The sequence below is a fragment of the Micromonospora sp. NBS 11-29 genome (assembly GCF_002140155.1).
Classification (GTDB): Bacteria; Actinomycetota; Actinomycetes; order Mycobacteriales; family Micromonosporaceae; genus Micromonospora.
The window spans coordinates 180462-205625 of record NZ_NAPR01000003.1; the positions used below are offsets into that span (position 1 = coordinate 180462).

The 25164-nt window shown below is 73.6% G+C and carries 30 protein-coding genes, 1 tRNA gene, 2 pseudogenes and 1 riboswitch; of the genes and pseudogenes, 9 read left to right on the top strand and 24 right to left on the bottom strand.

The window, feature by feature from the left end; genetic code table 11:
* The coding region (locus B1205_RS30725; protein WP_254909646.1) for a TSUP family transporter at positions 1–304 on the top strand (304 nt) is incomplete at its 5' end.
* The gene (locus B1205_RS32685; protein ID WP_089154055.1) at positions 289–1092 is read left to right on the top strand and encodes a GNAT family N-acetyltransferase; all 804 of its coding nucleotides are present in this window, start codon (positions 289–291) and stop codon (positions 1090–1092) included. The genes B1205_RS30725 and B1205_RS32685, both read left to right, overlap by 16 nt.
* On the opposite strand, the gene def is transcribed toward B1205_RS32685, so the two are convergent.
* A complete protein-coding gene (gene def / locus B1205_RS02095) occupies positions 1072–1581 on the bottom strand; it encodes a peptide deformylase (protein WP_089154056.1) in 510 nt (169 codons plus the stop codon). The two genes, B1205_RS32685 and def, sit on opposite strands and share 21 nt — an antisense overlap.
* Positions 1582–1602: 21 nt before the next feature.
* Complete coding sequence (locus tag B1205_RS02100; RefSeq protein ID WP_089154365.1) at positions 1603–2100, bottom strand: MarR family winged helix-turn-helix transcriptional regulator; 498 nt, start codon at positions 2098–2100, stop codon at positions 1603–1605.
* A gap of 47 nt (positions 2101–2147) precedes the next feature.
* Here B1205_RS02100 and pip point away from each other — a divergent pair, with 47 nt between their 5' ends.
* Positions 2148–3095, top strand: coding sequence for a prolyl aminopeptidase (pip, locus tag B1205_RS02105; protein WP_089154057.1), 948 nt, complete (start codon positions 2148–2150; stop codon positions 3093–3095).
* Positions 3096–3139: 44 nt separating this feature from the next.
* Here the strand turns inward: pip and B1205_RS02110 are convergent.
* Positions 3140–4289: pseudogene (locus tag B1205_RS02110) on the bottom strand (chorismate-binding protein).
* A 123-nt stretch (positions 4290–4412) separates the two neighbouring features.
* On the opposite strand from B1205_RS02110, the gene B1205_RS02115 reads away from it, so the two are divergent.
* Complete coding sequence (locus tag B1205_RS02115; protein WP_013286363.1) at positions 4413–4613, top strand: DUF5999 family protein; 201 nt, start codon at positions 4413–4415, stop codon at positions 4611–4613.
* 95 nt (positions 4614–4708) lie between these two features.
* Here the strand turns inward: B1205_RS02115 and gcvP are convergent, their stop codons facing one another.
* The gene (gene gcvP, locus B1205_RS02120) at positions 4709–7531 is read right to left on the bottom strand and encodes an aminomethyl-transferring glycine dehydrogenase (RefSeq protein WP_089154058.1); all 2823 of its coding nucleotides are present in this window, start codon (positions 7529–7531) and stop codon (positions 4709–4711) included.
* A gap of 73 nt (positions 7532–7604) precedes the next feature.
* Positions 7605–7695, bottom strand: a riboswitch (glycine riboswitch).
* 58 nt (positions 7696–7753) lie between these two features.
* A complete protein-coding gene (locus B1205_RS02125) occupies positions 7754–8599 on the bottom strand; it encodes an NAD-dependent protein deacetylase (RefSeq protein WP_089154059.1) in 846 nt (281 codons plus the stop codon).
* Between the two features lie 156 nt (positions 8600–8755).
* On the opposite strand from B1205_RS02125, the gene B1205_RS02130 reads away from it, so the two are divergent.
* A complete protein-coding gene (locus B1205_RS02130; protein ID WP_089154060.1) occupies positions 8756–9421 on the top strand; it encodes an SDR family oxidoreductase in 666 nt (221 codons plus the stop codon).
* Between the two features lie 18 nt (positions 9422–9439).
* On the opposite strand, the gene B1205_RS02135 is transcribed toward B1205_RS02130, so the two are convergent.
* From B1205_RS02135 to B1205_RS02195, 13 genes and pseudogenes are all read right to left on the bottom strand, one after another.
* Positions 9440–9808, bottom strand: a complete 369-nt coding sequence (locus tag B1205_RS02135) for a group I truncated hemoglobin (RefSeq protein WP_089154061.1) — start codon at positions 9806–9808, stop codon at positions 9440–9442.
* Positions 9809–10093: 285 nt separating this feature from the next.
* The gene (locus B1205_RS02140) at positions 10094–10684 is read right to left on the bottom strand and encodes a MerR family transcriptional regulator (RefSeq protein ID WP_176308397.1); all 591 of its coding nucleotides are present in this window, start codon (positions 10682–10684) and stop codon (positions 10094–10096) included.
* 210 nt (positions 10685–10894) lie between these two features.
* Positions 10895–11359 carry a bifunctional nuclease family protein gene (locus tag B1205_RS02145; protein ID WP_089154366.1) on the bottom strand — a complete coding sequence of 155 codons (465 nt, stop codon included), beginning with the start codon at positions 11357–11359 and terminating at the stop codon, positions 10895–10897.
* Positions 11360–11572: 213 nt separating this feature from the next.
* Positions 11573–12277: a transcriptional regulator FtsR gene (gene ftsR / locus B1205_RS02150; RefSeq protein ID WP_176308398.1), complete on the bottom strand. Its 705-nt coding sequence runs from the start codon at positions 12275–12277 to the stop codon at positions 11573–11575.
* Between the two features lie 50 nt (positions 12278–12327).
* The gene (gene odhI / locus B1205_RS02155; protein WP_007071101.1) at positions 12328–12780 is read right to left on the bottom strand and encodes an oxoglutarate dehydrogenase inhibitor Odhl; all 453 of its coding nucleotides are present in this window, start codon (positions 12778–12780) and stop codon (positions 12328–12330) included.
* A 218-nt stretch (positions 12781–12998) separates the two neighbouring features.
* Entirely contained in the window at positions 12999–13379 is a 381-nt protein-coding gene (gene gcvH, locus B1205_RS02160; RefSeq protein WP_089154367.1) for a glycine cleavage system protein GcvH, read from the bottom strand.
* 53 nt (positions 13380–13432) lie between these two features.
* The gene (locus B1205_RS02165) at positions 13433–14356 is read right to left on the bottom strand and encodes a DUF881 domain-containing protein (protein WP_089154368.1); all 924 of its coding nucleotides are present in this window, start codon (positions 14354–14356) and stop codon (positions 13433–13435) included.
* Positions 14357–14366: 10 nt separating this feature from the next.
* Positions 14367–14699: a small basic family protein gene (locus B1205_RS02170; protein WP_007071104.1), complete on the bottom strand. Its 333-nt coding sequence runs from the start codon at positions 14697–14699 to the stop codon at positions 14367–14369.
* Positions 14696–15643, bottom strand: coding sequence for a DUF881 domain-containing protein (locus tag B1205_RS02175; RefSeq protein WP_089154064.1), 948 nt, complete (start codon positions 15641–15643; stop codon positions 14696–14698). The genes B1205_RS02170 and B1205_RS02175 overlap by 4 nt, the downstream gene beginning before the upstream one ends.
* Positions 15640–16272, bottom strand: a complete 633-nt coding sequence (locus B1205_RS02180) for a CDP-alcohol phosphatidyltransferase family protein (protein WP_089154065.1) — start codon at positions 16270–16272, stop codon at positions 15640–15642. The genes B1205_RS02175 and B1205_RS02180 overlap by 4 nt, the downstream gene beginning before the upstream one ends.
* Before the next feature lie 263 nt (positions 16273–16535).
* Positions 16536–17009, bottom strand: coding sequence for a MarR family winged helix-turn-helix transcriptional regulator (locus B1205_RS02185; RefSeq protein WP_089154066.1), 474 nt, complete (start codon positions 17007–17009; stop codon positions 16536–16538).
* Positions 17010–17057: 48 nt separating this feature from the next.
* Entirely contained in the window at positions 17058–18245 is a 1188-nt protein-coding gene (locus tag B1205_RS02190) for a PP2C family protein-serine/threonine phosphatase (RefSeq protein ID WP_089154369.1), read from the bottom strand.
* A gap of 148 nt (positions 18246–18393) precedes the next feature.
* Positions 18394–18735, bottom strand: a pseudogene (locus B1205_RS02195) (SAM-dependent methyltransferase); the annotation flags it as partial.
* A 128-nt stretch (positions 18736–18863) separates the two neighbouring features.
* Here B1205_RS02195 and B1205_RS02200 point away from each other — a divergent pair.
* The 3 genes from B1205_RS02200 (at position 18864) to B1205_RS02210 (ending at position 20490) form a co-directional block, all read left to right on the top strand.
* Entirely contained in the window at positions 18864–19745 is an 882-nt protein-coding gene (locus tag B1205_RS02200) for a universal stress protein (protein ID WP_089154067.1), read from the top strand.
* 65 nt (positions 19746–19810) lie between these two features.
* The gene (locus B1205_RS02205) at positions 19811–20020 is read left to right on the top strand and encodes a phosphatidylethanolamine-binding protein (protein WP_089154068.1); all 210 of its coding nucleotides are present in this window, start codon (positions 19811–19813) and stop codon (positions 20018–20020) included.
* Positions 20017–20490 (top strand): hypothetical protein, encoded by a 474-nt coding sequence (locus B1205_RS02210; RefSeq protein ID WP_089154069.1) that lies wholly within the window; start codon positions 20017–20019, stop codon positions 20488–20490. Before B1205_RS02205 ends, B1205_RS02210 begins: the two co-directional genes overlap by 4 nt.
* Here B1205_RS02210 and B1205_RS02215 read toward each other — a convergent pair.
* Positions 20487–20693 (bottom strand): hypothetical protein, encoded by a 207-nt coding sequence (locus B1205_RS02215; protein ID WP_089154070.1) that lies wholly within the window; start codon positions 20691–20693, stop codon positions 20487–20489. The two genes, B1205_RS02210 and B1205_RS02215, sit on opposite strands and share 4 nt — an antisense overlap.
* Positions 20694–20818: 125 nt before the next feature.
* Here B1205_RS02215 and B1205_RS02220 point away from each other — a divergent pair, with 125 nt between their 5' ends.
* The gene (locus B1205_RS02220; protein WP_089154071.1) at positions 20819–21475 is read left to right on the top strand and encodes a hypothetical protein; all 657 of its coding nucleotides are present in this window, start codon (positions 20819–20821) and stop codon (positions 21473–21475) included.
* Positions 21476–21484: 9 nt separating this feature from the next.
* On the opposite strand, the gene B1205_RS02225 is transcribed toward B1205_RS02220, so the two are convergent.
* The 5 genes from B1205_RS02225 to B1205_RS29475 all read right to left on the bottom strand — a co-directional run bounded on the left by B1205_RS02225 (position 21485) and on the right by B1205_RS29475 (position 25161).
* A complete protein-coding gene (locus B1205_RS02225) occupies positions 21485–21667 on the bottom strand; it encodes a hypothetical protein (protein WP_089154072.1) in 183 nt (60 codons plus the stop codon).
* Positions 21668–21733: 66 nt separating this feature from the next.
* Positions 21734–21931, bottom strand: a complete 198-nt coding sequence (locus tag B1205_RS02230; protein ID WP_089154073.1) for a hypothetical protein — start codon at positions 21929–21931, stop codon at positions 21734–21736.
* A 62-nt stretch (positions 21932–21993) separates the two neighbouring features.
* On the bottom strand, positions 21994–23745 hold the full coding sequence (gene selB / locus B1205_RS02235; protein ID WP_089154370.1) for a selenocysteine-specific translation elongation factor: 1752 nt from the start codon (positions 23743–23745) through the stop codon (positions 21994–21996).
* A gap of 4 nt (positions 23746–23749) precedes the next feature.
* Positions 23750–25042 carry an L-seryl-tRNA(Sec) selenium transferase gene (gene selA / locus B1205_RS02240; RefSeq protein WP_089154074.1) on the bottom strand — a complete coding sequence of 431 codons (1293 nt, stop codon included), beginning with the start codon at positions 25040–25042 and terminating at the stop codon, positions 23750–23752.
* A 23-nt stretch (positions 25043–25065) separates the two neighbouring features.
* Positions 25066–25161 (bottom strand) — tRNA-Sec (locus tag B1205_RS29475).
* Between the last annotated feature and the right edge of the window lie 3 nt (positions 25162–25164).

The window sequence follows — 25164 nt, forward strand, 5'->3', positions numbered from 1 at the left end:
GGGTACGGGGACGTTCCTGGTGTTGGCGTTCACGGCGCTTCTGGGTTCGGATTTCGTGCACGCGTCGGCGATGGCGAAGGTGGTGAATGCGGGGACGAATCTGGGTGCGTTGGTGGTGTTCGGGTTGACCGGGCATGTGTGGTGGTTGTTGGGTGCGGCGATGGCGGTGTGCAACGTGGTGGGGGCGATGGTGGGTGCGCGGATGGCGTTGCGTCGTGGTGCGGGTTTCGTGCGGGTGGTGTTGCTGGTGGTGGTGTTGGCGTTGGTGGCGCGGTTGGGTTACGACCAGTGGGTGGCGGGCTGATCGCGGTGGCGGTGCGGGCGGAGCACGATCGGGCGGTGTTGGCCGGGTTGTTGGGTCGGGATCCGGTGTTGCACGCGTACCAGTTGGGTGATCTGGATGATTTCTTCTGGCCGTACACGTCGTGGTTCCGGCGTGGCGACCAGGTGGTGTTGCTGTATCACGGGGTGGCGTTGCCGACGTTGTTGGCGTTCGCGGCGCCGGGTCGGGTGGCGGAGTTGGCCGGGTTGTTGGTGGAGGCGGTGCCGGTGTTGCCGGCGCGGATGTGGGCGCATCTGTCCCCCGGTCTGGAGGCGACGTTGGGCCGCTGGTTCGTGGTGTCGCAGGCGGCGGCGCATCATCGGATGGCGTTGACGGATCCGGGTCGGCTGGCGGCGGTGCCGGTGGTGGGTGAGCCGTTGGGGCTGGCGGACGCGGCGGAGTTGGCCGGGTTGTACGCGGTGGCGTATCCGGGGAACTGGTTCGACGCGCGGATGCTTCAGACGGGCCAGTACGTGGGTGTGCGGGAGCGTGGCCGGCTGGTGGCGGTGGCGGGGGTGCATGTGTTCTCGCCGCGGTGGCGGGTGGCGGCGCTGGGGAACGTGACGACGCATCCGGAGGTGCGGGGGCGTGGGTTGGGTGCGGGTGTGGTGGCGGCGTTGTGCGCCCGGTTGCGCGCGTCGGTGGATCATGTGGTGTTGAACGTGCGGGCGGACAACGCCGCGGCGGTGCGGTTGTATGAGCGGTTGGGGTTTTCCCGGGTGGCCGGGTTCACCGAGTGCGCGTTGACGTCAGTGGCTGCGGCTGGGTGAGTCGAATCGGCCGGCGCGGATTTCGCGTAGGGCGCGGCGGCGGGTGTCGCCGCGCAGGGTGTCGACGTAGAGGCGTCCGCGTAGGTGGTCGGTTTCGTGTTGCAGGGCGCGGGCGAGGAAGCCGCTGCCGGTGATGGTGAGCGGTTCGCCGTGCTGGTCGTGGCCGTGGGCGGTGGCGTGCAGCGCGCGGGGGGTCGGGAAGTACAGGCCGGGGATGGACAGGCAGCCTTCTTCGTCGTCCTGGAGTTCGTCGGACACTTGCAGGGTGGGGTTGACCAGGTGGCCGCGGTGGCCGTCGGCGTCGTACACGAACACCTGGGCGTTGACGCCGATCTGGGGTGCGGCGACGCCGGCGCGCCCGGGTGCGCCGAGCAGTGTGTCCATCAGGTCGGTGACGAGGGCGCGCAGTTCGGCGTCGAAGCTGGTGACGGGTTCGCTGGGGGTGCGCAGCACGGGGTCGCCGATGATCCGGATGGGGCGCATAGTCATGTCCGGAAGGCTATCCGTTGCTTACCGTTCCCGGGTGTCCGGTGGGGTGTCGAGCAGTCCGGTGTCGGTGATGCGGTCGCGGAGGGGCCGGCGGCGTAGGGCGGCGAGGACGGCGTGCAGCTCGTCGGCCAGGGGTGTCGGCAGTTCGGTGTCGAGGTGGCGTACGGCGGCGGTGGTGGCGGCCCATTCGGCTTCGACGGCGGGTAGCAGGGCGCGGGCGCGGTCGGTGAGGGTGACGATGCGGTGGCGGGCGTCGGCGCCGGGGCGCAGGTCGACGAGGCCGGCGCGGCGCATCTGGGCGATGGTCTGGCTGGCGGCGGAGTGGGTGACGCCGACGCGGGCGGCGAGGTCGCGGATGGGCAGTGGGCCGTCGGCGGCGAGCGCGCGTACGACCGGTGAGTAGCGGGGCCGGTAGTCGGTGAGGCCGAGGCGGTGGTGGACGGCGGCGACGTCGCTGTCGAGGATGTCCAGGACGTGGCGTAGCAGGGTGCCGAGGGCGTCGCGGTGGGGGCCGGTCACGTCCACTAATGTAACAGCGCTGTTGTGTCTGTCCGGGGAGGCCGCTGATGTATCCACCGATCGAGCCCTACGCCCACGGCATGGTGGATGTCGGGGACGGGCAGCGCGTGTACTGGGAGACGTGCGGCAACCCTGATGGCCGGCCGGCGCTGGTGGTGCACGGCGGCCCCGGCTCCGGGGCGGGCGCGTCGTGGCGGCGGCTGTTCGACCCGGCCGCGTACCGGATCGTGCTGTTCGACCAGCGTGGCTGCGGGCGCAGCACTCCCCCGGCGTCGGATCCGACCACCGACCTGTCGGTGAACACCACCGCGCATCTGCTGGCCGACATGGAGCTGCTGCGCGTACACCTGGGGATCGACCGGTGGCTGCTGTGCGGCGCGTCGTGGGGGTCGTCGCTGGCGCTGGCGTACGCGCAACGGCATCCGGATCGGGTGAGCGCGCTGGTGCTGTTCAGCGTGGTCGCCACCACCAGCCGTGAGATCGAGTGGGTGACCCGGGACATGGGGCGGGTCTTCCCGCAGGAGTGGGCGCGGTTTCGTGAGGGGGTGCCCGAGGCCGACCGCGGCGGTGACCTGTCGGCCGCGTACGCCCGGCTGGTCGCCGACCCGGACCCGGCGGTGCGGGATCAGGCGGCGCGGGACTGGTGCGACTGGGAGGACGTGCACGTGTCCCTCGCGGGCGGGTACGCGCCGGATCCCCGGTTCGCCGACCCGGTCTTCCGGTACGGGTTCACCCGGCTGGTGACGCACTACTTCGCCAACCGGGGGTTCCTGCCCGACGGGCAGTTGCTGCGCGACGCGGGCCGTCTCGCGGGCATTCCGGGGGTGCTGGTGCAGGGCCGGCTGGACGTCAGCGGCCCGCCGGACATCGCGTGGCTGCTGACCCGGGACTGGCCGGACGCGCGGCTGGAGATCGTGGAGTCCGGCGGGCACGGCGGCGGGCACGGCATCGGCGAGCGGGTGGTCGCCGCCCTGGACGCGTTCGCCGCCGGCTGAGAGTCGCCGCGCGGGTCCGGGGCCGGGCGGCCGGGACGGGCCTGTCAGCCGGCGAGCAGGGCGCGGATCGGGGCGGCCTTGGCGGCGGCCTCGGCGACCTCGGCGGCCGGGTCGCTGTCCCAGGTGATGCCGCCGCCGGCCCACAGGTGCAGCAGGTCGGCGTCGGCGGCGGCGGTGCGGATGGTCAGGCCCAGGTCGAGGCGGTCGGGTCCGACCCAGCCGAGCGCGCCCATGCTCGCGCCGCGTCCGACCGGTTCCAGCGCGGCGATGTGGGACAGGGCGGCGTGTTTGGGCGCGCCGGTGACCGACCCGCCGGGGCACACCGCGCGCAGCAGGTCGGCCAGGCCGAGGCCGTCGGCGGGGGCCCNCGGCGAACAGCTCGTCGACGCGCACGGAGCCGGTGCGGGCGATGCGGGCCAGGTCGTTGCGTTCCAGGTCGACGATCATGACGTGTTCGGCTCGTTCCTTCGCCGAGGCGAGCAGGTCGCGGCGTCCGGCGGCGGTGGCCGGGCGGGTGCCCTTGATCGGGCGGGTGACCAGCCGGCCGTGCTCGACGGCGACGAGGGTTTCCGGGGAGGCGCAGCCGAGCGCCCAGCCGGGGCCGTGCAGGGTGCCGCCGTAGCGGGCGCCGGGCAGCGCGGCGAGGCGGGCCAGCGCGGGCAGCGGATCGCCGGTGTAGCCGGCGGCGGCGTGGCCGACGACGTTGACCTGGTAGACGTCGCCGTGGGCGATGGCGTCGCGGACCGCGCCGACGGCGGCGGCGTGGTCGGCCGGGGTCCAGCTGTCGCGCCAGCCGCCGAGCCGCCACGGTGCCGGGGTGGGCGGCCGGGGTGCGGCCGGGCGGTCGGTGTGGTGGTAGACGACCACGACCAGGTCGGGCAGCGCCGGCGCGGGACTCGGTGCGCCGGGCGACACGCCGATGGCGTACGCGCCGGCGGCGGCGGACAGGTACAGCGCGGCGCCGCACACTGCGGCCCCGGGGTCGTGGCGACCGGGGCGCGACAGGTCGTCGTGGGTGACGCCGTGCGCGGCGAGGAAGCGTTGTGCCAGGTCGGCGGGGTCGCCGCCGTCGCCGATCGACCAGTGCAGGCGGGCGGTCTCGACGAGCCGGCGGCGGCATTCGGGCGGCACACCGGGAACATCGACCTCCACCTGTGGGAGCGCTTCCACGACGTCTGGTCCGACCCGGATCATCCGTTCAGCCGATTCTGGGTGAACAAGCCGCATCCTTGCTCGATGCCGGACGGTTCCGCTTGGTACTGTGCGTCACTGGTCATGTGAACCATGACACAGTGCCCCCACAGTCCGGAGAACCCGATGTGTCAGCACCAGCCCACCTGCCCCTCCGCCGACGCGACCGACCGCGAGGCCGCCCGCGTTCTCGCCTGCTTCCCTGAGCAGGGCTGGAGCCTGCTCTGCAACGGCGTCATCGTCTTCGAGGACACCGGTGAGCTGCTCCCCGACGGGCGGACCATCGCGCCGCACCGGGGGCCGGCCCGCCACGCCCTCGTCGCCTGACCTCGATCACGCAGCGTCGTGAGCGTACGCGCCGGCCACCCCGGTCGGCGTACCGGCCGGGGCGGCCGTGACCCCACCGCCCCGGCGCGACACGCTCAGTCCTCGAACGCCTCCGGCGCGGGGCACGAGCAGACCAGGTTCCGGTCGCCGTACGCGCCGTCGATGCGCCGCACCGGCGGCCAGTACTTCCCGACCCGGTCCGTGGCCGCCGGGTAGGCGCCCACCGACCGCGGGTACGGGTGCGGCCACTGATCGGCGGACACCATCGCCGCGGTGTGCGGCGCGTTCGACAGCGGGTTGTCCCCCGCCGGCCACCGCCCCGACGCCACCTGGTCGATCTCCGCGCGGATCGCGATCATCGCGTCGCAGAACCGGTCCAGCTCCGCCAGGTCCTCGCTCTCGGTCGGCTCCACCATCAGCGTCCCCGCCACCGGGAACGACATCGTCGGCGCGTGGAAACCGTAGTCGATCAGCCGTTTCGCCACATCGTCGACGCTCACCCCGGTCGCCTTCGTCAACGGCCGCAGGTCCAGGATGCACTCGTGCGCCACCAGGCCCTTGTTGCCGGCGTACAGCACCGGGAAGTGCGGGCGCAGCCGCGCCGCCACGTAGTTCGCCGCCAACACCGCCACGCCGGTGGCCCGGGCCAGACCCGACGCGCCCATCATCCGCAGGTACGCCCACGGGATCGGCAGGATCCCCGCCGACCCGTACCGGGCCGCCGAGATCGCCGGCCGCCCGTCCACCGGCGCACCCGTCGGGTCGCCGGGCAGGAACCGCGCCAAATGTGCCCGCACCGCCACCGGCCCGACCCCGGGACCGCCACCACCGTGCGGAATGCAGAACGTCTTGTGCAGGTTCAGGTGCGACACGTCCGCCCCGAACTTACCCGGCTTGGCGAACCCGACCAGGGCGTTGAGGTTCGCCCCGTCGACGTACACCTGACCGCCGGCGTCGTGGACCTTCGCGCACAACTGCGCGATGCCCGTCTCGTACACCCCGTGCGTCGACGGATACGTCACCATGATCGCCGCCAGGGCGTCCCGATGCTTGTCGACCTTCGCGTCGAGGTCCACCAAGTCGACGTTGCCGTCGCCGTCACAGCCGACCACCACCACCCGCATCCCGGCCATCACCGCCGACGCCGCGTTGGTGCCGTGCGCCGACGACGGGATCAGACACACGTCCCGGTGACCCTGCCCACGGTCACGGTGGTAGGCGCGGATCGCCAGCAACCCCGCCAACTCCCCCTGCGACCCGGCGTTGGGTTGCACGCTGACCGCGTCGTAGCCGGTGACCTCCGCCAGCCACCCCTCCAACTGGGCGATCAACTCCCGGTACCCGGCGGTCTGCTCGGCCGGCGCGAACGGGTGCAGGTGCGCGAACTGCGGCCAGGTGATCGGTTCCATCTCGGTGGTGGCGTTCAGTTTCATCGTGCACGACCCCAACGGGATCATGCCCCGGTCCAGGGCGTAGTCGAAGTCGGCCAACCGGCGCAGGTAGCGCAGCATCGCCGTCTCCGAATGGTGGGTGCGGAACACCGGATGGGTGAGGAAGTCCGACGTGCGGACCAGGCCGTCGGGCAGGCCCGCGTCCACGTCGGCGTCGACGCCGGCGACGCCGAACGCCGCCCACACCGCCTGAAGGTGCGCCGCCGTGGTCGTCTCGTCGCACGAGATCCCGACCCGGTCGGCGTCGACCAGCCGCAGGTTCACCTCGCGCGCCGCCGCGGCGGCCACCACGTCGGCGGCCCGGCCCGGCACCGTCGCGGTGACGGTGTCGAAGAACGCGACGTCCGCGACCGGCACGCCCCCGGCGCGCAGCCCCGCCGCCAACCGGGCAGCCGCCTCATGGGTACGCCGGGCGATCGCCCGCAGCCCGTCCGGACCGTGGTAGACGGCGTACATCCCGGCCATCACCGCCAGGAGCACCTGCGCGGTGCAGATGTTGCTGGTCGCCTTCTCCCGCCGGATGTGCTGCTCACGGGTCTGCAACGCCAACCGGTACGCCGGGTTCCCGTCCACGTCACGCGACACCCCGACCAGGCGGCCCGGCAACATCCGCTCCAGGCCCGCGCGCACCGCCAGGTAACCGGCGTGCGGCCCACCGAACCCCATCGGTACGCCGAAACGCTGCGTGGTGCCGGCGGCGATGTCCACGCCGACCTCCCCCGGCGGGCGCAGCAACGTCAACGCCAACAGATCCGCCGCCACCGTGACGAGGGCCCCGACGGTGTGCGCCGCCTGCACCAGCGGCGCGTGGTCGCGCACCGCACCGGACGCCCCCGGGTACTGCAGGTGCAGACCGAAGAACTCCGCCGGCAACTCGTCGCGCTCGACGTCGAGCACCCGCACCTCGATGCCCAGCGGCTCCGCGCGACTGCCGATCACCGCGATGGTCTGCGGCAACGCGTCCGCGTCCACCACGTACACCCGGCTCGTGCTCTTCGACGCCCGGCGCGCCAGCGTCATCGCCTCCGCCGCGGCCGTGCCCTCGTCGAGCATCGACGCGTTCGCCGTGGCCAGCCCCGTCAGGTCGGTGACCATGGTCTGGAAATTCAGCAACGCCTCCAGCCGCCCCTGGCTGATCTCCGGCTGATACGGCGTGTACGCCGTGTACCAGGCCGGGTTCTCCAACACGTTGCGGCGGATCACCGCCGGGGTGTGCGTGCCGTGGTAACCCAGGCCGATCATCGACACCGCCACGGTGTTACGGGCCGCCAGGGCACGCAACTCCGCGATCGCCTCCCGCTCGCTCGCCGGGGCGGGCAGATCAAGGGTGCCGTGCCAGCGGATCACCTCGGGGATCGCGGCGTCCATCAACTCGTCGACGCAGCCGTAGCCGACGGCCTCCAACATGCGGCGCTCGTCGTCCGGGCCGGGCCCGATGTGCCGGTCGGCGAACTGCTCTGCGGTCATGCGCGGCGCTCCTAGCGGGGGCGAGGTCGACGGATCGGCCTCCCCCTGAGTCGCGCTGACGCGCTCCACAGCGCCTGCCCACGTGGTCCTTTTGCCTGAGAGGTTCCGGGGAGAATCTGCCCCTTCGGCGCCGTCGGGTCGACGGTCTCTCCCACGTGGGTGGTACCGGCGCCCCACACGCTACCAGCGGCCGTGTTTCCGGCTCATGTCCTGCCGCGTTGATCACACCGGCGCGGCCGCCGGCGCCGCCAGCTCGGCCGCCAACGCCGTCAGGGTGACACCCAGCGGCGCGTCCACCCGCACCGCCGCGTACCCGTCGCCGCGGGTGGCGCCCTGGTTGACGATCCCCACCGGGATGCCGAGCTTCGCGGCGCGCAACACGAACCGGCGCCCCGACATCACCGTCAACGACGACCCGAGCACCAACACCGCCCGCGCCCCCTCGACCAGGGTGAAACACCGGGCCACCCGGGGCGCGGGCACCGTCTCGCCGAAGAACACCACATCCGGTTTCAACATCCCGTCGCCGCACACCCCGCAGTCCACCGGCCGGAACCCCGCCACCGCCTCGTCGGGCAGGTCGACGTCCCCGTCGGGATTGACACGCGCCACCCGCGCGTCGAACCCCGGGTTCGCCTCGGTCAACCGCCGGTGCAGCTCGTCGCGACCCGTGCCGTTACCGCAGTCCACACACGTCACCTCGTCCAGGCGGCCGTGCAACTCGACCACCCCCACCGCCCCCGCCGCGGTGTGCAAACCGTCGACGTTCTGCGTGACGATCCCGTCGAGCAGCCCCGCCCGCTGCAACCCGGCCACCGCCCGATGCCCGTCGTTGGGCGCCGCCCGCGCGATCGTGCGCCACCCCAGGTGACTGCGCGCCCAGTACCGCCGCCGCGCCGCCGCATCCCGGGTGAACTCCTGCAACGTCATCGGCGTGTGCCGACGCGCCACCCCACTGGCACCCCGATAGTCCGGGATGCCCGACTCCGTGGACAGGCCCGCCCCGCTGAGGACCACCACCCCGCCGGCCGCCACCAACCCCGTCAACGCCTCGAACGCATCCGTCACCCTCCCATGCTCCCTCGCCCACCCCCACCCCACCCACCCCCACCTCGTCGATCATGAAGTTGACGGCCCTCCGCCCGGCGTGTCACACCGCCAACCTCATGATCAACCACGCTGGTCGGCCGGCGGGCCGCAGGCGAGGCCGCTAGGTTGAGGGGTATGCGCGTCGTCGTCGCCGGAGGGCACGGGAAAATCGCCAAGCTGCTCGAACGGGAACTCGCCGGGCGGGGCGACACCGCGCTCGGGCTGATCCGCAACGCCGACCACGCCGCCGCGCTACGCGCCGCCGGCGCCGAACCCGTCGTCTGCGACCTGGAACACACCGACGCCGACACCCTCGCCAGCCACCTCACCGACGCCGACGCGGTGGTCTTCGCCGCCGGCGCCGGGCCCGGCAGCGGCCCCGACCGCAAGGACACCGTCGACCGGGGCGCCGCCGTGCTCCTCGCCGACGCCGCAACCCGCGCCGGCGTCCGCCGCTACCTGCTCGTCTCCTCCATGGGCGTCGACGACCCACCCACCGGCACCGACGACGTGTGGACGGCGTACCTGCGGGCCAAGAAAGCCGCCGAAGACGACATCACCGGACGGGACCTCGACGTCACCGTGCTACGCCCCGGCCGCCTCACCGACGACGCACCCGCCGGCCGCATCACCCTCGCCCGCCACGTCACCCCCGGCGCGGTCAGCCGCACCGACGTCGCCCGGGTGCTGCTCGCCCTGCTGTACGCCCCCGCCACCGCCGGACACACCGTCGAACTCGTCGCCGGCGACACCCCGATCGCCGACGCGGTCACCGCGCTGAGCGCCACACCGCCCGCGTAACCCGACCACGCCCCCACGTCACGCTCGTGGCGGACCCGCCGACACGACCTGGTCCCGTACCCGCCCCAACACCACCCGCACCTCGGCGACCACCTCCGCCGGCGCACCCACCTGCGCCAACGCGGCCGTCAAATGCTCACCGACCCGCGCGTAGTGCCCGTCGGTGACCCCCAACCGCTGATGAGCCTCGGACAACCCACGACCCGTGTACCCGTCCGGGCCACCCAACACCACCGTCAACATCGACGCCAGATGCCGTCGCTGCGCGGCCATGTCCACACCCGTGAAATAGCCGGCCACCTCCGCATCCGCCAACACCCGCTCGTAGAACAACTCCACCACCGCCCGCACCGCCGACGCGCCACCCACCCGCTCGAACACCGTCATCCTCGGCCCTCCCCGGCAGCAACCCGCCGCACCACCGCGGCACGGACGTCACCCGCCGGCCCGAGAACATCGACACACCGGCGACCGCCCCGGACCATACGCGCCCCCGCCCGCCCGAACGCCCCGTCCCGACAACGCACCACCACACACCGTCAACCCCCGAACCACCCCCACCACCCCGACCAGCGCCCCCCGCCGGGCGAACCCCACCCACCGTCACCCAAACGACAGATCGCGCCGGGCCGAAAAGCCACGACGCGATCCCATGCACGAGACGCCGACGAATCACCCCGCCCGACGACGCGCCCGACGCGCCGCCAACTCGTCACCCACCGACCCCGGATCCGGCTCCACCTCCGCCGCACCCACCTCCGGCCCACCCACCGGCTCCGCCGGCAGATGCGACAACGAACCCTGGATCTCCTTGAACGCCCCACCGATCGCGATGCCGAACACCCCCTGGCCACCCTGCAACAGGTCGACCACCTCCTCCGGCGACCGGCACTCGTACACCGTCGTCCCGTCGGAGATCAACGTGATGCCCGCCAGATCGTCCACCCCACGCGACCGCAACGCCTCGATCGCCTTACGGATGTTCTGCAACGACACCCCGGCGTCCAACAACCGCTTCACGACCTTCAACACCACCAGGTCGCGAAACGAATACAACCGGGACGTCCCCGACCCCGACGCGTCCCGCACACTCGGCACCACCAGCAACGTGCGCGCCCAGTAGTCCAACTGCCGGTAACTGATGCCCACCGCCGAACACGCGGTCACACCCCGGTAACCCACCTCACCGTCAACCACCGACTCGGGCCCCACACCCGCCTGCTGCTGCCCCGAACTCGGACCAGGATCCCGCGGCTCGTGCATCCGGACCAACCTCCCCGCCCGTGGCGGTGCCGCGCCGACTCCCCGTACGCGCACCCCTCGACACGGCAACCCTAACGCCGAACCCCGGACAACACCGGCAGGAGACACCCGACACGCCGCGCCACCACCCCCACACGCATACACGGCGGCCAGCCGCCACCCACCGTGACAACCGCCGCCGTGCACCCCGACCACCCGGCCGGGCACCACTCAACCCGCGAAATCCTCCGGCCGCACCTGCTCCAGGAACTCGCGGAACTTCTCCACCTCGTCCTCCTGCTCGTCCGGGATCACGATCCCCGCCTCACTGAGGACCTCCTCCGCACAACGAATCGGCGCACCCACCCGCAACGCCAACGCGATCGAGTCACTCGGCCGCGCCGACACCCGCACCCCGTCACCGAGCAACAGATCCGCGTAGAAGACGTTCTCCTTCAACTCGGTGATCTCCACCGCCCGCAACGGCGCCTGCAACGCCGCCAACACATCCCGCAGAAGATCATGAGTCAACGGCCGCGCCGGCTTGACCCCCTGCTGCTCATAAGCGATGGCCGTCGCCTCGACCGCACCGATCCAGATCGGCAGATAGCGGTCACCCTCGACCTCCCGCATCAGGACGATCGGCTGATTGCTGGGCAACTCCACCCGAACTCCGACCACGCTCAGCTCGCGCACCGCCGCCTCCGTGTCGTCGTCACCTTCGCACCGCGCCGCTCCCTGCACGGTACACGGACCAGGACACGACAGTCCCACGCGCTACGTGCACCACGCCTCGACGGACGGGCTTACCCCGGCAAGCCTACGGCACGCTCCACCCACCCGATCTTCCCGCGCCCACCCACGACGAAGGGCCGGGCACCCCACGGCACCCGGCCCTTCGACCACACCTCACCGACCCAACGTCGAACGCAGCCCCACCCGCACCAACGCCGCGTGCAACTGCTGCGACAACGCCATCAACTCCCGCGCCGTCTCCGCCGCCCGCGCCCGCGCCGCCGGATCACTCTGCCGCGCCAACGGCGCCACCAACTGCGCGAACAAACCCACCTCACGATCCGCCGCCGACCGGTACGCCCGCAGATGCCGCGGCTGGAACCCGTACGCCGCCAGCCCCGCCACCGCACTCGCGATGATCAACGCATCCGCGTCGTACCACCCCGGCGGATCCGACACCAGCACACCGAGCCGCTCCAACTCGACCAACGTCGACTCGTCGACCCCACTGCGGGACACCAACTCCGTCCGGTCCAGCCGCACCTCCGGCGACCCGACCGGCTCCACCGACTCCCGACCCGGCACCTCACCACCCGGACCGACCGCCACCAGATTCGGCCGCCCCCGCCCCGACGACGGCCCGGCCGAGGAGTCCCACTCCGCCAACTGCTCCCGGATCACCCGCAACGGCAGATACCGATCCCGCTGCGCGGACAACACGAACCGCAGCCGCGCCACATCGTCCCAGCCGTACTTGCGGTAACCCGACGGCGTCCGCTGCGGCTCCACCAGGCCCTCAGCCTCCAGGAACCGCAACTTCGAAATCGTGACGTCCGGAAACTCCGCCCGCAACTGCGCCAACACCTCGCCGATACTCATCAGCCCAGGCGCACGCGCCGACTCGGACGGCATCGAAGCCGCAGGCTCGTTCACCCCCGGCCGGCCTCCTCCTCCGGGCGCGGACCGGCGATGAACACCACCCGGAACTTACCGATCTGCACCTCGTCACCGTTGCTCAACGTCGCCGCCTCGACCCGCTCCCGGTTCACGTACGTGCCGTTCAAACTACCCACGTCCCGCACCGTGAACGTGCCACCGTCCCGATGGAACTCCGCGTGCCGCCGCGACACCGTCACGTCGTCGAGGAAGATGTCACTGTCCGGGTGCCGCCCACTCGTCGTCACATCGTGGTCCAACAGGAACCGGGCACCCGCATTCGGGCCCCGGCGAACCACCAGCAACGCCATTCCCGGCGGCAACGAGCCGGACATGCGGCTCGGCACCACATCGGTGTCCGGCCCCTCCAGCACTTCGTCGAGCGAACCGAGATTGAGCGTCGAAGTGACGTCGAGTGGGGGGAACTCGTCGTCTGGGCGCGTCATGGGACCACCTCACGGATCTGTTCGGTCGGCGTCGGGGAATTGGCGGGTCTGGCCGCCGGGCAAACCCACACCCGGCGGCTGGCTCCCCGTGCCCGGGAAGGCGCATTCCACAACGCTCAAACTATTGGTTCTCGGTCGACTGGGCGAGCCTAGCCAGCGCCGAAATGCAGGGCAACCGGACGCGCGGAACCAACCCCGCCGCCCGGCACGACACGAACTCAGCTCTCGGTGAGCTCGCGGTACGCACCAGCGGTCAACAAACCCTCGACCGCCGCCGGATCATCCGGAGTGATCTCCACCAACCACCCCGCACCGTACGGATCCGTGTTGATCACCTCAGGGGTGTCGGCCAACGCCTCATTGCGCGCCGCCACCGTGCCACTCAACGGCGCGTAGATCTCCGACACGCTCTTCGTCGACTCGATCTCACCCAGCGACTCGCCCGCCGCCACCACCGCACCGGAGTCCGGCAACTGCACGAACACGATGTCACCCAGAGCGTCCTGCGCGAAATGCGTGATACCGACACGGACGACACCATCGCCACCGCCGACCACCCACTCGTGCTCGGCGGTGTACCGCAGATCCTCAGGAATCACCACAGCGTCCTTCGTCATCGGCGCACCGGAAGAACCGGCGCCGCCGCGACCGGTCAGGAAACCGGCCGGGCGTGATCCAGCTTGATCGGCGCGTGCAACTGCGAAACCTCCACAGCCTCACGATCCTCGGACGTCACGTTACCGCCGGCGTCCCCCACCGCCGAGACCACCCCGCCCGGAATGTTCAACGCCGTACGCATCGTCGCCGGATCACCGATCACCAGGATCGTGTACGGCGCACTCAACCGCCGCCCGTCCACCACCAACCCACCCGACCCGTCCACGAAATACGTCGACGCGATGATCCGCACCGCCGAGCCGTCCGCGCCCTCGATCTGCATCGCCTCCGCACCCGCACCCCGCAACTCCTGCACCGCGTCCAGGATCCGGATCGACGACGTCGCCTTCTGCGGCCCCGAGAACCGCACCGCCAGACCCGGCCCCACCGCCGGCAACGTCCCCGCCAGGATGCCCAGCTCGTCCGCCCGCCGCGTCGCCTCCTCCAACGCCGCCTGCCGACCCAGCTCACCCGAGCGCAACTGCCGCTGACTGTCCTCCAACGCCTCGATGTCCTGCCGCAGCCGCCGCTCCCGCGAATCCAGATCCGACGAGATCCGCACCAGATCCTCCTCCCGCGTCGCCGCGAGCGTCGGATCCGTCGACGTCGTCTTCAACTGCACCACCAACGTGAAACCCAACAACGCCAACAACACCGCGATCATCGCGCCCGCCGACGTCAACCGCCGCGACACCGGCACCCGCTCGGCCGACGCACCCGGCTCCTCCGCCGGCGCCGGCACGTCCTCCCGCTCCACCGGCTCCGGCGGCTCAAGCGGCCCCACCGGCGCCAACGGGCTCAACTCGTCCGCATCCGGCGCGTCCGGACGCGGATCCGGCTCCCCCGCCGGACCCTCCGGCCGCACCGGCTCCGCCGGCTGCGGCCACCCCGTACCCGTCTCCCGCTGCTCCTCGCTCATCGCCACCAACCTACGCCCGGAACAGGTGCCGGCGGATCGCCGCCACATTTCCGAAGATGCGCACGCCGAGCACGACCACCACACCCGTGGACAACTGACCACCCACGCCCAACTGGTCACCCAGATACACGATCAGACCCGCCACCAGCACGTTCGAGATGAACGACACCACGAACTGCTTGTCGTCGAAGATCCGGTCCAGCTTCGCCCGCACCCCACCGAACACCGCATCCAACGCCGCCACCACCGCGATCGGCAGATACGGCTGCAACGCCGCCGGCACCGTGGGATCCAGATACACCCCGAGCACCACACCGGCGAGCAACGCCAGCACCGCGATCATCGGCCACCTCCGGAAGGGCTGGGAGAAACACCCGAGCCGGACGGCCCGGGACTGGACGAACCGGCGACACCCGAACCCGACACCCGCGGACTCGGCTCCACCGGAGACCCGGCGTAGCGTAGCCGTGGCTCAGGAGCCGCCGGGAGGGTGAGGTCCTCGACCTCCTTCACCCCGAACGACAACCCCGTCGTGCGCGCCACCTCCCGCATCAACGCCGCCGCCCGGCTGCCGTCGAACCGGTCCCGCATCGACCCCGGCCCGATCGCCTGCACCTCGTACGGACTCGTCACCGGCCGGTAGTCCACCAGGATCGCCTCACCGGCCTCCCGGATCGTCGACGTCGCCGTCAACCGCTGCCCGTTGATCGCCACCGCCTCCGCGCCCGCCGCCCACAGGTCGTTCGCCACCTTCTGCAGATCCGAGTACAACACCTGCGACGGACCCGCCTCCGCACCCGTCACCGCGTCCTTGTCGCGCGGCGCGTCCGCCAACCGCACCACCACACCGTCCCCCCGCACCCGACCCAGACCCGTGCCCGCCTCCAGACGACGCAACCGCGACGCCTGCGAACCACTCAACGCCGCGTCCCGCTGCCGACCGACCTCCACACGCAACTGCTCCGCCCGCGCCGTCAACCGGTCGGTCTCCGCCTCCCGCTGCTTGATCTCCGCGATCAGGCCGGCCCGCGCCGTCGCCCGGCTCGGCTCCTCCGCCATCGTCTCCCGGTACGCCACCGCGAACAGGAACCCGATCACCGTCAGGACCACCAGGCTCACCGGCCGGCCCAGCACCCGCCGCACCCGCGACACCGGGCCCGCCGCGCGGCGGGCCGCCGCGTCCGAATACCCCGGGTCCAGCGGATTGCGGAACAGCTCGGTCAGGAAGTCCGGCGCATACACCCGCGACGACGGATCCCGATCCCCGTCGCGCGGCGTCGCGCTCACGCCGCGGCTCCCGCTCGCCGCACCCGCATCGCCCGCACCAGCCGGCGGGCCTGCACCACGTACATCGCGCCGGCCACCCAGTAGAGGACCAACCCCCACCAGGCCAACCCCCAGCCGATCGCGCCGGCCGCGGTCGCCACGCCCGGCGCGGCGTCGGCCAGCAGCAGGAGCGGGAACGCCGCCAGCAGCAGGAACGTGGCGGTCTTGCCCACGTAGTGCACCGGGGGTGGCCCGTAGCCGTGGCGACGCAGCACCCCCAGCGAGGCCAGCAGCAGCACCTCACGGGCCAGCAGCGCCCCGGTGAACTGCCAGGGCACGACGTCGCGGGCGGTGAACGCGAGCAGCGTGGCCAGGATGTACAGCCGGTCGGCCAGTGGGTCCAGCAGCTCACCCAACCGGCTCACCTGCCGGAGCCGGCGCGCGATCCAGCCGTCCACCCAGTCGCTGGTGCCGCCCACGGCCAGCACCACGATGGCGACCACGTCGGCCCGGGCGACCAGGAAGAGGTAGAGGAACAGCGGCACGCCCAGGAGCCGGACGAAGCTGATCAGGTTGGGCAAGGTGAGAACGCGGTCGCCCGCGGTCGTCGCCGAATCCCCTTGCTCCGTCGGAGCCGGTCGACGCGACACCGAACCCTCCCTCCGCAGCACGGTCCGGCAGCCGAACGAGCGGCCGCCGGAGGAACGTGCGCGTTGCCGGCCGGTCAGACGCCGGCGCCTCCCCGATGCGGCCCACCATCGTTGCCGATCATGGGCCGGCCAGTTGCGCTGCCACTATATCGGGCTCGACGCGGTGCCCCGGCCGGCGCGCTGCGTGATCGGTCAGTCTGCCGTGGGTGTCGACCGTCACAGCCGCTAATGCATCCTAGGACAATAGGTGGACACGCGGCCGGTCAGGCCGTCCGGGCGGTGGAGGACTCGGCACCCGTCGGCGGTGCGGCCATGCTCGCCGCCTGACCGAACGCGAGCAGCGCCAGCAGCAGCTCGTGCTGCACCCTGTTCGGCATCCGGTCGAGCACCGCCTGCACCGCCCGGTGCCGCCGCTCCTGCAACTCGCGCAGCAGCCGCTCGGCCGCGGCGGTCGGGACCAGCCGCACCTCGCGCCGGTCCCGCGGCTCGGCCACCCGGCGCAGCAGACCGACCGCCTCCAGCCGGTCGCAGAGCCGGCTCGCCGACGACGGCACCACGTCCAGCAGCTCGGCCAGCCGGTTCACGTTGGTGTCCGGATGGGACATGATCAGCGACAGCACCCGCAACTGGGTGGGCGAGACGCTGACGTTGTGCCGCGACGTGGCCGACTCAAGCACACCGATGAGCGCCTCGGCGGCCGCCTCGACGGCCGCGGCAAGATTCGGAGGTCGCTCCACCCGCTGTCCCCTGCGATCGTCCCGCTCGTGTTCGCTCCGCCGCTCCGGTCACTGCCCCGTGATGTCGTCCGACCGGCTGGAACCGCGCCAGTCCAGGCAGACGACGACCGCGTCGTCGCGGAGGTCCGCGTCGGCGTGGTACGCGTGCAGTTCGCGCATCACCGTACCAACTGCCTCAGTGGCCGGCTGCAACCGAGTGGACCGCATCGTCCGCGCCATGGCCCGCGCGCCGTAGGGCTCCTGCTCGTCCGGCTCCGCCGCGTACACCCCGTCGCTGACCACGAAGAGGCGGTCACCGGGCTCCAGAGTGAACTCCTGGACCGCGTAGCGGGTCTCGGCGAACATGCCCAGCGGCAGTTGCTGCTCCAGCGTGACCGGGGTGACCCGGCCACCGCGCAGCCGCAGCACGTGCGGCGACCCGGCGTCCACCGCCCGCACCACGCCCCGCCGGTCGTCCAGCTCCAGCAGCAGCGTGGCCACGTACCGGCTCCCCCGGTGCTGGTAGAAGATCGTGTCCGAGGCCAGCTCCGCCTGCTCGACCAGGCTGCCGCCGGAGCGACGCGCGTTGCGCATGGCGTTCACGGTCACCGCGGTGAGCAGCGACGCGGCCAGGCCGGTGCCGGTGCCGTTGAGCACCGTCACGGTGAGACGGTCGCCGTCGACGGACCAGTCGAAGTGGTCCCCGCCGACCGTGTACGCCGGTTCGAGCTGCCCGGCGAGCAGCACGTCGCCGTGCCGGACGCTGCGCCCGGGCAGTAGATCCCACTGCATCTCCGCGGCCATGCTCAGCCGTTCGCGCCGGCGCGCCCGGCGGTAGCGGTCGGTCTCCCGGTCGGCGGCGCGGATCGCCAACGCCAGCTCACCGGCGGCGTCCCGGGCCGCCTCCACCGTCGCCGTGTCCGGCACCCCCGGCAGCTCGACCATCAGCACGCCCAGCCGCTCCCCCCACACCGACAGCGGCAGGTAGGCCCGGCAGCGGCCGTCGTCCGCCGGGTCCAGCACCGGCTGCTGGCTGCTGAAGCAGCGCTGGGGCACTCCGTGCGACAGCAGCGTGCCGCCGTCGGGCCGCTCCGGGTCGAGCACCGGCCAGAGCCCGCTGGAGCGGTAGTCGGCGACGAACACCTCCGCCCGCACGGCGCCGAGCGTCTGGCGCAGCACCGCGTCCGCGGTCTCCACCAACTGGTCGGGTGGCGCCGTGCGCAGGGCACGCGACACCGATCCGGACGCCTCCGGCATGTTCATCCTCCGATGACGACTATTGCTACAGGGCAAACATCATACGGAGGACGGCCGACACCGAACGCGGGGGCGCACGGGCCTCGACTCAGCCGGCCGGGCGCACCGCCAGCGCGCCGAAGAACGCGTCCGGCACCGGTCCCGGCTGGCCCACCGGCCTCCTCCCCCACCCCGGCACGAACCGGTGCAGTTGCGCCCGGTCGACGGTGCCGATGTCGGTGTAGAGGACGGTCGCCTCCGGCGCCACTTCGTGCACGTTGCCGCGGGTCGGCACGCCGGCGCCGAAGACCAGGAAACCGTCCACGCCCTCGGCGGCGACCGCCCGCACGGCCCGGCCGAGGAAGTCCCGCAGCGAACGGAAGATCGCCTGGCACGGCCCGTACGCCGCCTCGAACGCGGCGGCCGCGGCCACGTCCACCGCGCGGTGGTGCCGGCCGCCCAGCCAGTGGTCGATCATGCGGGCGGTGCTCGGTCGGTCCGGCTCGGCCATCGACGAGGGCCCCTTCCCTGGGCGCTGGTCGTCAGCGTACCGACCGTCCGACTCGGCCGGTATCGCCCCGGCCGGGCCGCACCGGCCGCGATACTGGCCGCGGGCGGCCGGCGACGAGGAGGTGGCGGGTGAACTCGGCGAACGGCGCGGCCGTGGTGGTCGGCGTGGACGGGTCGGAGGCGGCGTCACGGGCCGTACGCCTGGCGGCGCGCGAGGCCGACCGCCGCCACCGCCCGCTGCGGGTGGTGCACGGCTTCATCTGGCCGCTGCTGCGGGTGCCCGTGTCGGCGCCCGCGCAGGCGCCGCCCGGCGCCGGCCTGCGCCACCAGGCCGAGCGGCTGGTGGCCGAGGCGGTCACCCAGGCGCAGGCGGAGTGCCCCGGGCTGCGGATCACCGGCGAGATCATCGACGGGGAGGCCGCCGCCGTGCTGCTCGGCGAGTCCCCCGCCGCGGCCCTGGTGGTGCTCGGCGACCGGGGCCTCGGCGGGTTCGCCGCGCTGGTGCTCGGGTCGGTCGCGGTGCAGGTCGCCGCGCACGCGGACTGCCCCGTCCTGATCGCCCGCGGCGCGGACCGCCCGGCCGGCCCGGTGGTCGTCGGGGTGGACGGCTCGGAGCTGTCCCGCGCGGCGGTCGAGTTCGCCGCCGCGACCGCGTCCACGCGCGGGGCCCGGCTGCACGCGGTGCACGCCTACACCCACCCGGCCTCCCACGGCGCCGGCGACATGCAACCCCTGGTGTACGAGGAGGGGGAGCTGCGGGGCGAGGAGTACCAGGTGCTCACCGAGGCGCTCACCGGGATCGAGGAGCGCTGGCCGGACGTGCCGGTGACCCGTGCGGTGGTGCACGCCCGGCCGGTCGCGGCGCTGACCGGGGCCGCCCGCGACGCCCAGTTGCTGGTGGTCGGACGGCAGGGTCGCGGCGAGCTGAGCGGGCTGCTGCTCGGCTCGGTGAGCCAGGGGGTGCTGCACCGGGCGGACTGCCCGGTGGCGGTGGTCCGCGCGCCCGACTGACACGGTTGGTCCCGTGCGCGACGGGTAGACGGTGCCGACACCGACAGCGACCTCAGGAGGTAGCGATGCCGGGACCACGGCCGGGCAGCAACGCGTACGACAAGCAGCGGGCACGGTTGCGCGACCTCGTCGAGCAGTCCGGGCGGGCCGCCGACCAGGAGGCGAACCGGGTGGCCAACCGGACCCTGCAGGACGACCGGGGTCAGCGCGGCATCGTCCGGGGCGAACGGACCTACGGGCCCAAGGGCGAACGCGAACCGGGCGACCCGAAGTGAGGGGGACGGCCATGGTCGACGGCGCCATCGTGGGCGCCGTCGGCAGCGCCGTGCTGAATGTGGTCAGCTACTTCGACATGACGGTGCGGGCCCGGCCGGCCAGCACCACGCCGGAGACCACCGCCGGCCGGCTGGCCAAGGTGGCGCACGTCAGTCTGGGGCCCGCCGAGGAGGCGGCGAAACGCCAGGCCGGCCTCGGGCCGGTGCTCGGCTACGCCACCGGCATCGCCGCCGGGGCCGCGTACGGTCTGTTCGCCGCCCACCGACGGGTGCCGTTCCCGCTGGCGGTGGCGCTGCTCGGCGGCGGGGTGATGGCCGTCTCGGACAGCTCGATGACCCTGCTCGGGGTGACCGACCCGCGGACCTGGCGTCGGATCGACTGGGCGTCGGACCTGGTGCCGCACCTGGCGTACGGGGTGGCGGCCGCAGCCACCTGGCGGCGGCTGCGGCCGTCGTCGCGGCGCGGCTAGCTGTCGCTGGTGTCCTCGGCCACCGGCTCGCCGGCCGGGCCGTACGGCGACACCTGCCCCCTGGGCACCGGCCGGCCCACGTCGGCGTTGGACGTGCCACCGTGGCGCGGATTCCCGCCCGCCCCGGTGGCGGCCTTGCGACTGTCCTGACTGGTCGCGCCGAGATCGTTGCGGCGCAACTCCTCCTGCTGCGGCTTGACCACGGGTCTCTCCTTCCCGGTGGGCGCGCGGCGTCGACCGCGCACCTGGTCGGGGTACCCGTCGCCGCCCGGCGCATTCCGGCGCGGCGCGTGGGTCTGGGTCGGCCCCGGGCGGGTATCCCGATGCCATGCCGGATGATCGGAGCGTGGCGCGGGCGTTGCTGGACCGGCAGTCCCGCACGTACGCGGAGGAGGCCGGGATCACGCTCGCGGACCGGCCCGGCCCGCTCTACCAGCTACTGGTGCTCACCACGCTGCTGAGCACCCGGATCCGGGCGGGCGTGGCGGTGGCCGCGGCGCGGGAGCTGTTCGACGCCGGTTGGCGTACCCCGCAGGCGATGGAGGCGGCGAGCTGGCAGGACCGGGTCGACGCGTTGGGCCGGGGCCACTACCGGCGCTACGACGAGCGGACCGCGACCATGCTGGGCACCGGCGCCCGGCTCTGCCTGGACCGGTGGCACGGCGACCTGCGCCGGCTGCACCGGGAGGCCGGCGCGGACCGCGCGGTGCTGCGGCGGCGGCTCACCGAGTTCCCCGGCATCGGCCCGACCGGGGCGGACATCTTCCTGCGCGAGGCGCAGACGGTCTGGCCGGACGTGCGCCCGTACGCCGACCGGCGCACGCTGGCCGGGGCGCGGCGGCTGGGCCTGCCGGCGAACCCGGGCGGCCTGGTCGGGCTGGTCGGGGAGGCCGACTTCGGGCGGTTGGCGTCGGCGCTGGTGCGGGTGGCGCTCGGCGAGGAGTCGGCCGGCGAGGTGAGCCGCACCGCCGCGGCGGCCGGCTGAGCGGTCGGCTCACTTGGCCGGGCCGGGCCGGGTGAGGTGCCAGGCCAGCAGCGAGGCGAGCAGGGCCAGCAGCACCACGCCGCCGGAGACGCCGCTGCCCTCGCCGCTGCCACGGTGCCCGGTGGCGCCGAAGTAGAGCACCGCGAGCCCGGCGAGCAGGGTGACGAACACCCGTAGTCCTCGGTCGTTCACGCCCCGGACGGTACGGTCGGCGGCGGGTCCGGCGGGCCGGATCGGGTGGTCGGTCCCCCGTCCGGGTCAGTCCGTCTCCAGGTCGTCCAGGGAGATGCCGTGGGTCATCAGCCACCGGGCCAGGGCGGCCATCCCGAACAGCCACAGCGGGGCCGACTCGGTGGTGCCGTTGGTGGCGAAGACGGCGAATCGCAGGTCCGGGGCCCGGTACGCCTCGATCCGCCACTTGTGGCTCGTGTCCCGCCAGACCGCCGATGGGTCCATGGCGTCACGGTAGGTGACCGGCTTGCGCCCGGCCTGTCGTATGCCGAAGACGACGGCCGGGGTCAGGACGGCTCGCGGACGACCTCGCGGGCGTCGTCGGGCAGCCGGCGGGTGTCGCCGCGGCGGTCCAGCAGCTCCAGCAGCGGCACCGCCACCCGGCGGGTGGTGCCCAGCGCCTGCCGGGCGGCGCTGAGCGTGAACGGCTGCGGCAGCCCGGCCAGGACCCGCACCGCGTCGTCCGGCGCGCCGGGCAGCAGCACCACGTTCTCGGCCAGCCGCAGCAGCGCCCCGGCCCGTACGGCGGCGCCGATCTCCCGGGGCCCGAGACCGAGGTCGGCGAGGTGGCCCGCCTCGGGGGCCTGGAACGGCCGGTCGCCGTACTCGGCGCGGACCCGCNNCACCGGGTCGGGCAGCGTCCCGGCGGGCACGCTGGTGACCAGGCCGGCGCGCAGCCGCAGCGGTGGGCGCAGCAGCGCCGTCACCAACGCCCGGTCGGGCAGGCCGAGGCGGTGGCGCAGCACGTCGACCGGCACGCCGGCGGCCAACGGCTGCTCCGCGGCGTACCGGGTGACCTCCTCGGTGAGCCGGCGGCCCAGGTCCCGCCAGTGCTCGGGGTCGGCCAGCCAGTCCCCGGCCACCGGCGGCGCGGCCGACGGCACGCCCATCCGGGTGAGCTGACCGGCGCGCACCAGCCGCCGCCGGCGCAGCTCCCCGGCCGGGTCGGGTCGCCCGTCGAGCCCGGCCAGCACGGTGGCGCGGGCGGCCGCCGCGCCCCGGCGGCGCAGCGGCGGCGGTTCCACGTCCAGCACGGTCACCCCACCGGCGACGTGGTGCCGGCCCGGGTCACGCAGCAACGCCCGGTCGCCGATCAGCAGCGGCAGCGGACGGGCCAGGCGCAGCCGGAGCGTGTCCGGGCCCAGCGGCCGGACCCGGGCCGGGACCGCCGCCGAGCCGACGTGCAGCATGAGCGTGGCCGGCAGGTCGGCGGCCGGATCCCCGGTCAGGCGCACGTCGAGCAGGTCGGTGCGGCCGAAGCGGCCGGGGCGCAGCAGCGCGTCGCCGCGCCCGATCCGCTCCCGGGGCAGGCCGCGCAGGTTCACCGCGACCCGGGCCACCGCGTCGACCTCGGGCCGCGCCGCGCCCAGCGAGTGCAGGCCACGGACCCGCACCGGCTCGCCGGTGGTCGCGAGTTCGAGTTCGTCGCCGACGCGCAGCCGGCCACCGCCGAGGGTGCCGGTGACCACCGTGCCGCTGCCGCGCACGGTGAACGCCCGGTCCACCCAGAGCCGGACCGGGGCGTCGCGCGCCGGATCGGGCAGCCGGGCGACCAGGCGGTCCAGGGCGGCGCGCAGCTCGGGCAGGCCGGCGCCGGTGACGGCGGAGACCGACACCGCCTCCACCTCGCCCAGCGAGGTCGCGGCGATCTCCGTACGGGCCCGGGCCAGGGCCGGCCCGGGGTCGGCCAGGTCCGCGCGGGTCACCGCCAGCAGACCGTACGCGACCCCGAGCGCGTCCAGCGCGGCCAGGTGCTCGGCCGACTGCGGCATCCACCCCTCGTCGGCGCCGACCACGATCAGCGCGGCCGGGGCGGGACCCACCCCGGCGAGCATGTTCGGCACGAACCGCTCGTGTCCGGGCACGTCGACGAAGGCCAGCGTGCCGCCCGAGGGCAGCGTGGTCCAGGCGAACCCGAGGTCGATGGTCATGCCCCGGCGGCGTTCCTCCGCCCACCGGTCCGGTTCCATCCCGGTCAGCGCCCGCACCAGCGTCGACTTGCCGTGGTCGACGTGCCCGGCGGTGGCCACGACCCACATCGGCTCAGCCCGCCACGCGCAGCACCGCCGCGCGGACGCGGTCGTCGGCGTGCGCCGGCACGGCCCGCAGGTCCAGCAGGAGGCGGCCGTGCAGCACCCGGCCGAGGACCGCCGGGTCACCGGTGCGCAGCGGCGCCGCGTACCGCTCGGGCAGGCTCAACGCCCACGAGTCCAGCTCCACCCCGGGCGCGCCGCCCCCGCCGACCACGGCGGCCACCGGCACCACCTCGGCCTTGCAGCCGTCGGCGCCGAGGCGGTCGCGCAGCCGCTCGACCCGGTCGCGCAGCCGGCCCGGGTCGGCGTGCAACGCCTGCCGGGTCGGTGTGGTCGCCGCGTGCAGGGTGGCGGCGAGCGCGGCGAGGGTGAGCTTGTCCACCCGCAGCGCCCGGGCCAGCGGGTGCCGGCGCAGCCGTTCGACGAGGTCGGCGGCGCCGAGCAGCAGCCCGGCCTGCGGCCCGCCGAGCAGCTTGTCGCCGCTGGCGGTGACCAGGTGCGCGCCGGCGCGCAGCGTGGTGGCGGCGTCCGGCTCGTCGGGCAGCAGCGGGTCGCCAGCGAGCAGCCCGGAGCCGATGTCGGCGACCACCGGCACGCCGAGCGTGACCAGCTCGGCCACCGGCACCGCCGAGGTGAAGCCGGTGACCACGAAGTTCGACGGGTGCACCTTGAGCACGAAACCGGTGCGCGGGCCGATCGCGGCCGCGTAGTCGGCCCGGGTGGTGCGGTTGGTGGTGCCCACCTCGCGCAGCCGGGCGCCGGTGCTGGCCAGCAGGTCGGGCAGGCGGAACCCGTCGCCGATCTCGACCAGCTCGCCACGGCTGACCACGATCTCCCGGTCGGCGGCGAGCGCGGTGGCGGCCAGCACCAGCGCGGCGGCGCCGTTGTTGACCACGTGCACGGCGGCCGCGTCGGGCACGGCGGCGGCGAGCGCGTCCAGCGCCTCCCGGCCGCGTCGGGCCCGCCGGCCGGTGGCCAGGTCGAGTTCCACGTCGGTGTGCCCGGCGGCGGCGACGAGGGCGTCCACGGCGGCCGTCGCGAGCGGGGCCCGGCCGAGGTTGGTGTGCAGCACCACGCCGGTGGCGTTCAGCACCGGTCGCGGGGTGCGGGCGGGCAGACCGGCCAGCGCCGCGTCGCGTACCTGATCGGGGGTGATCTCGCCGCGGCGGGCGCGGTCCTGGGCGGCGACGATCGCGGCCTTGACCCGGTCACGGCCGAACGTGCCGGCGGCGGCCGCCAGCGCCGGGTCGGCGAGCAGCACGTCGGTGCGCGGCACGCGCCGACGCGGGTCGACCTCACGCATCGACGCTCCCCCGGGACGGTTGGTGGCGGAGACGGACGGGAATCGAACCCGCCTGGCCCGGGTCCCGGACCACACCGGTTTTGAAGACCGGGAGGGGCACCAGCCGCCTGAACGCCTCCACG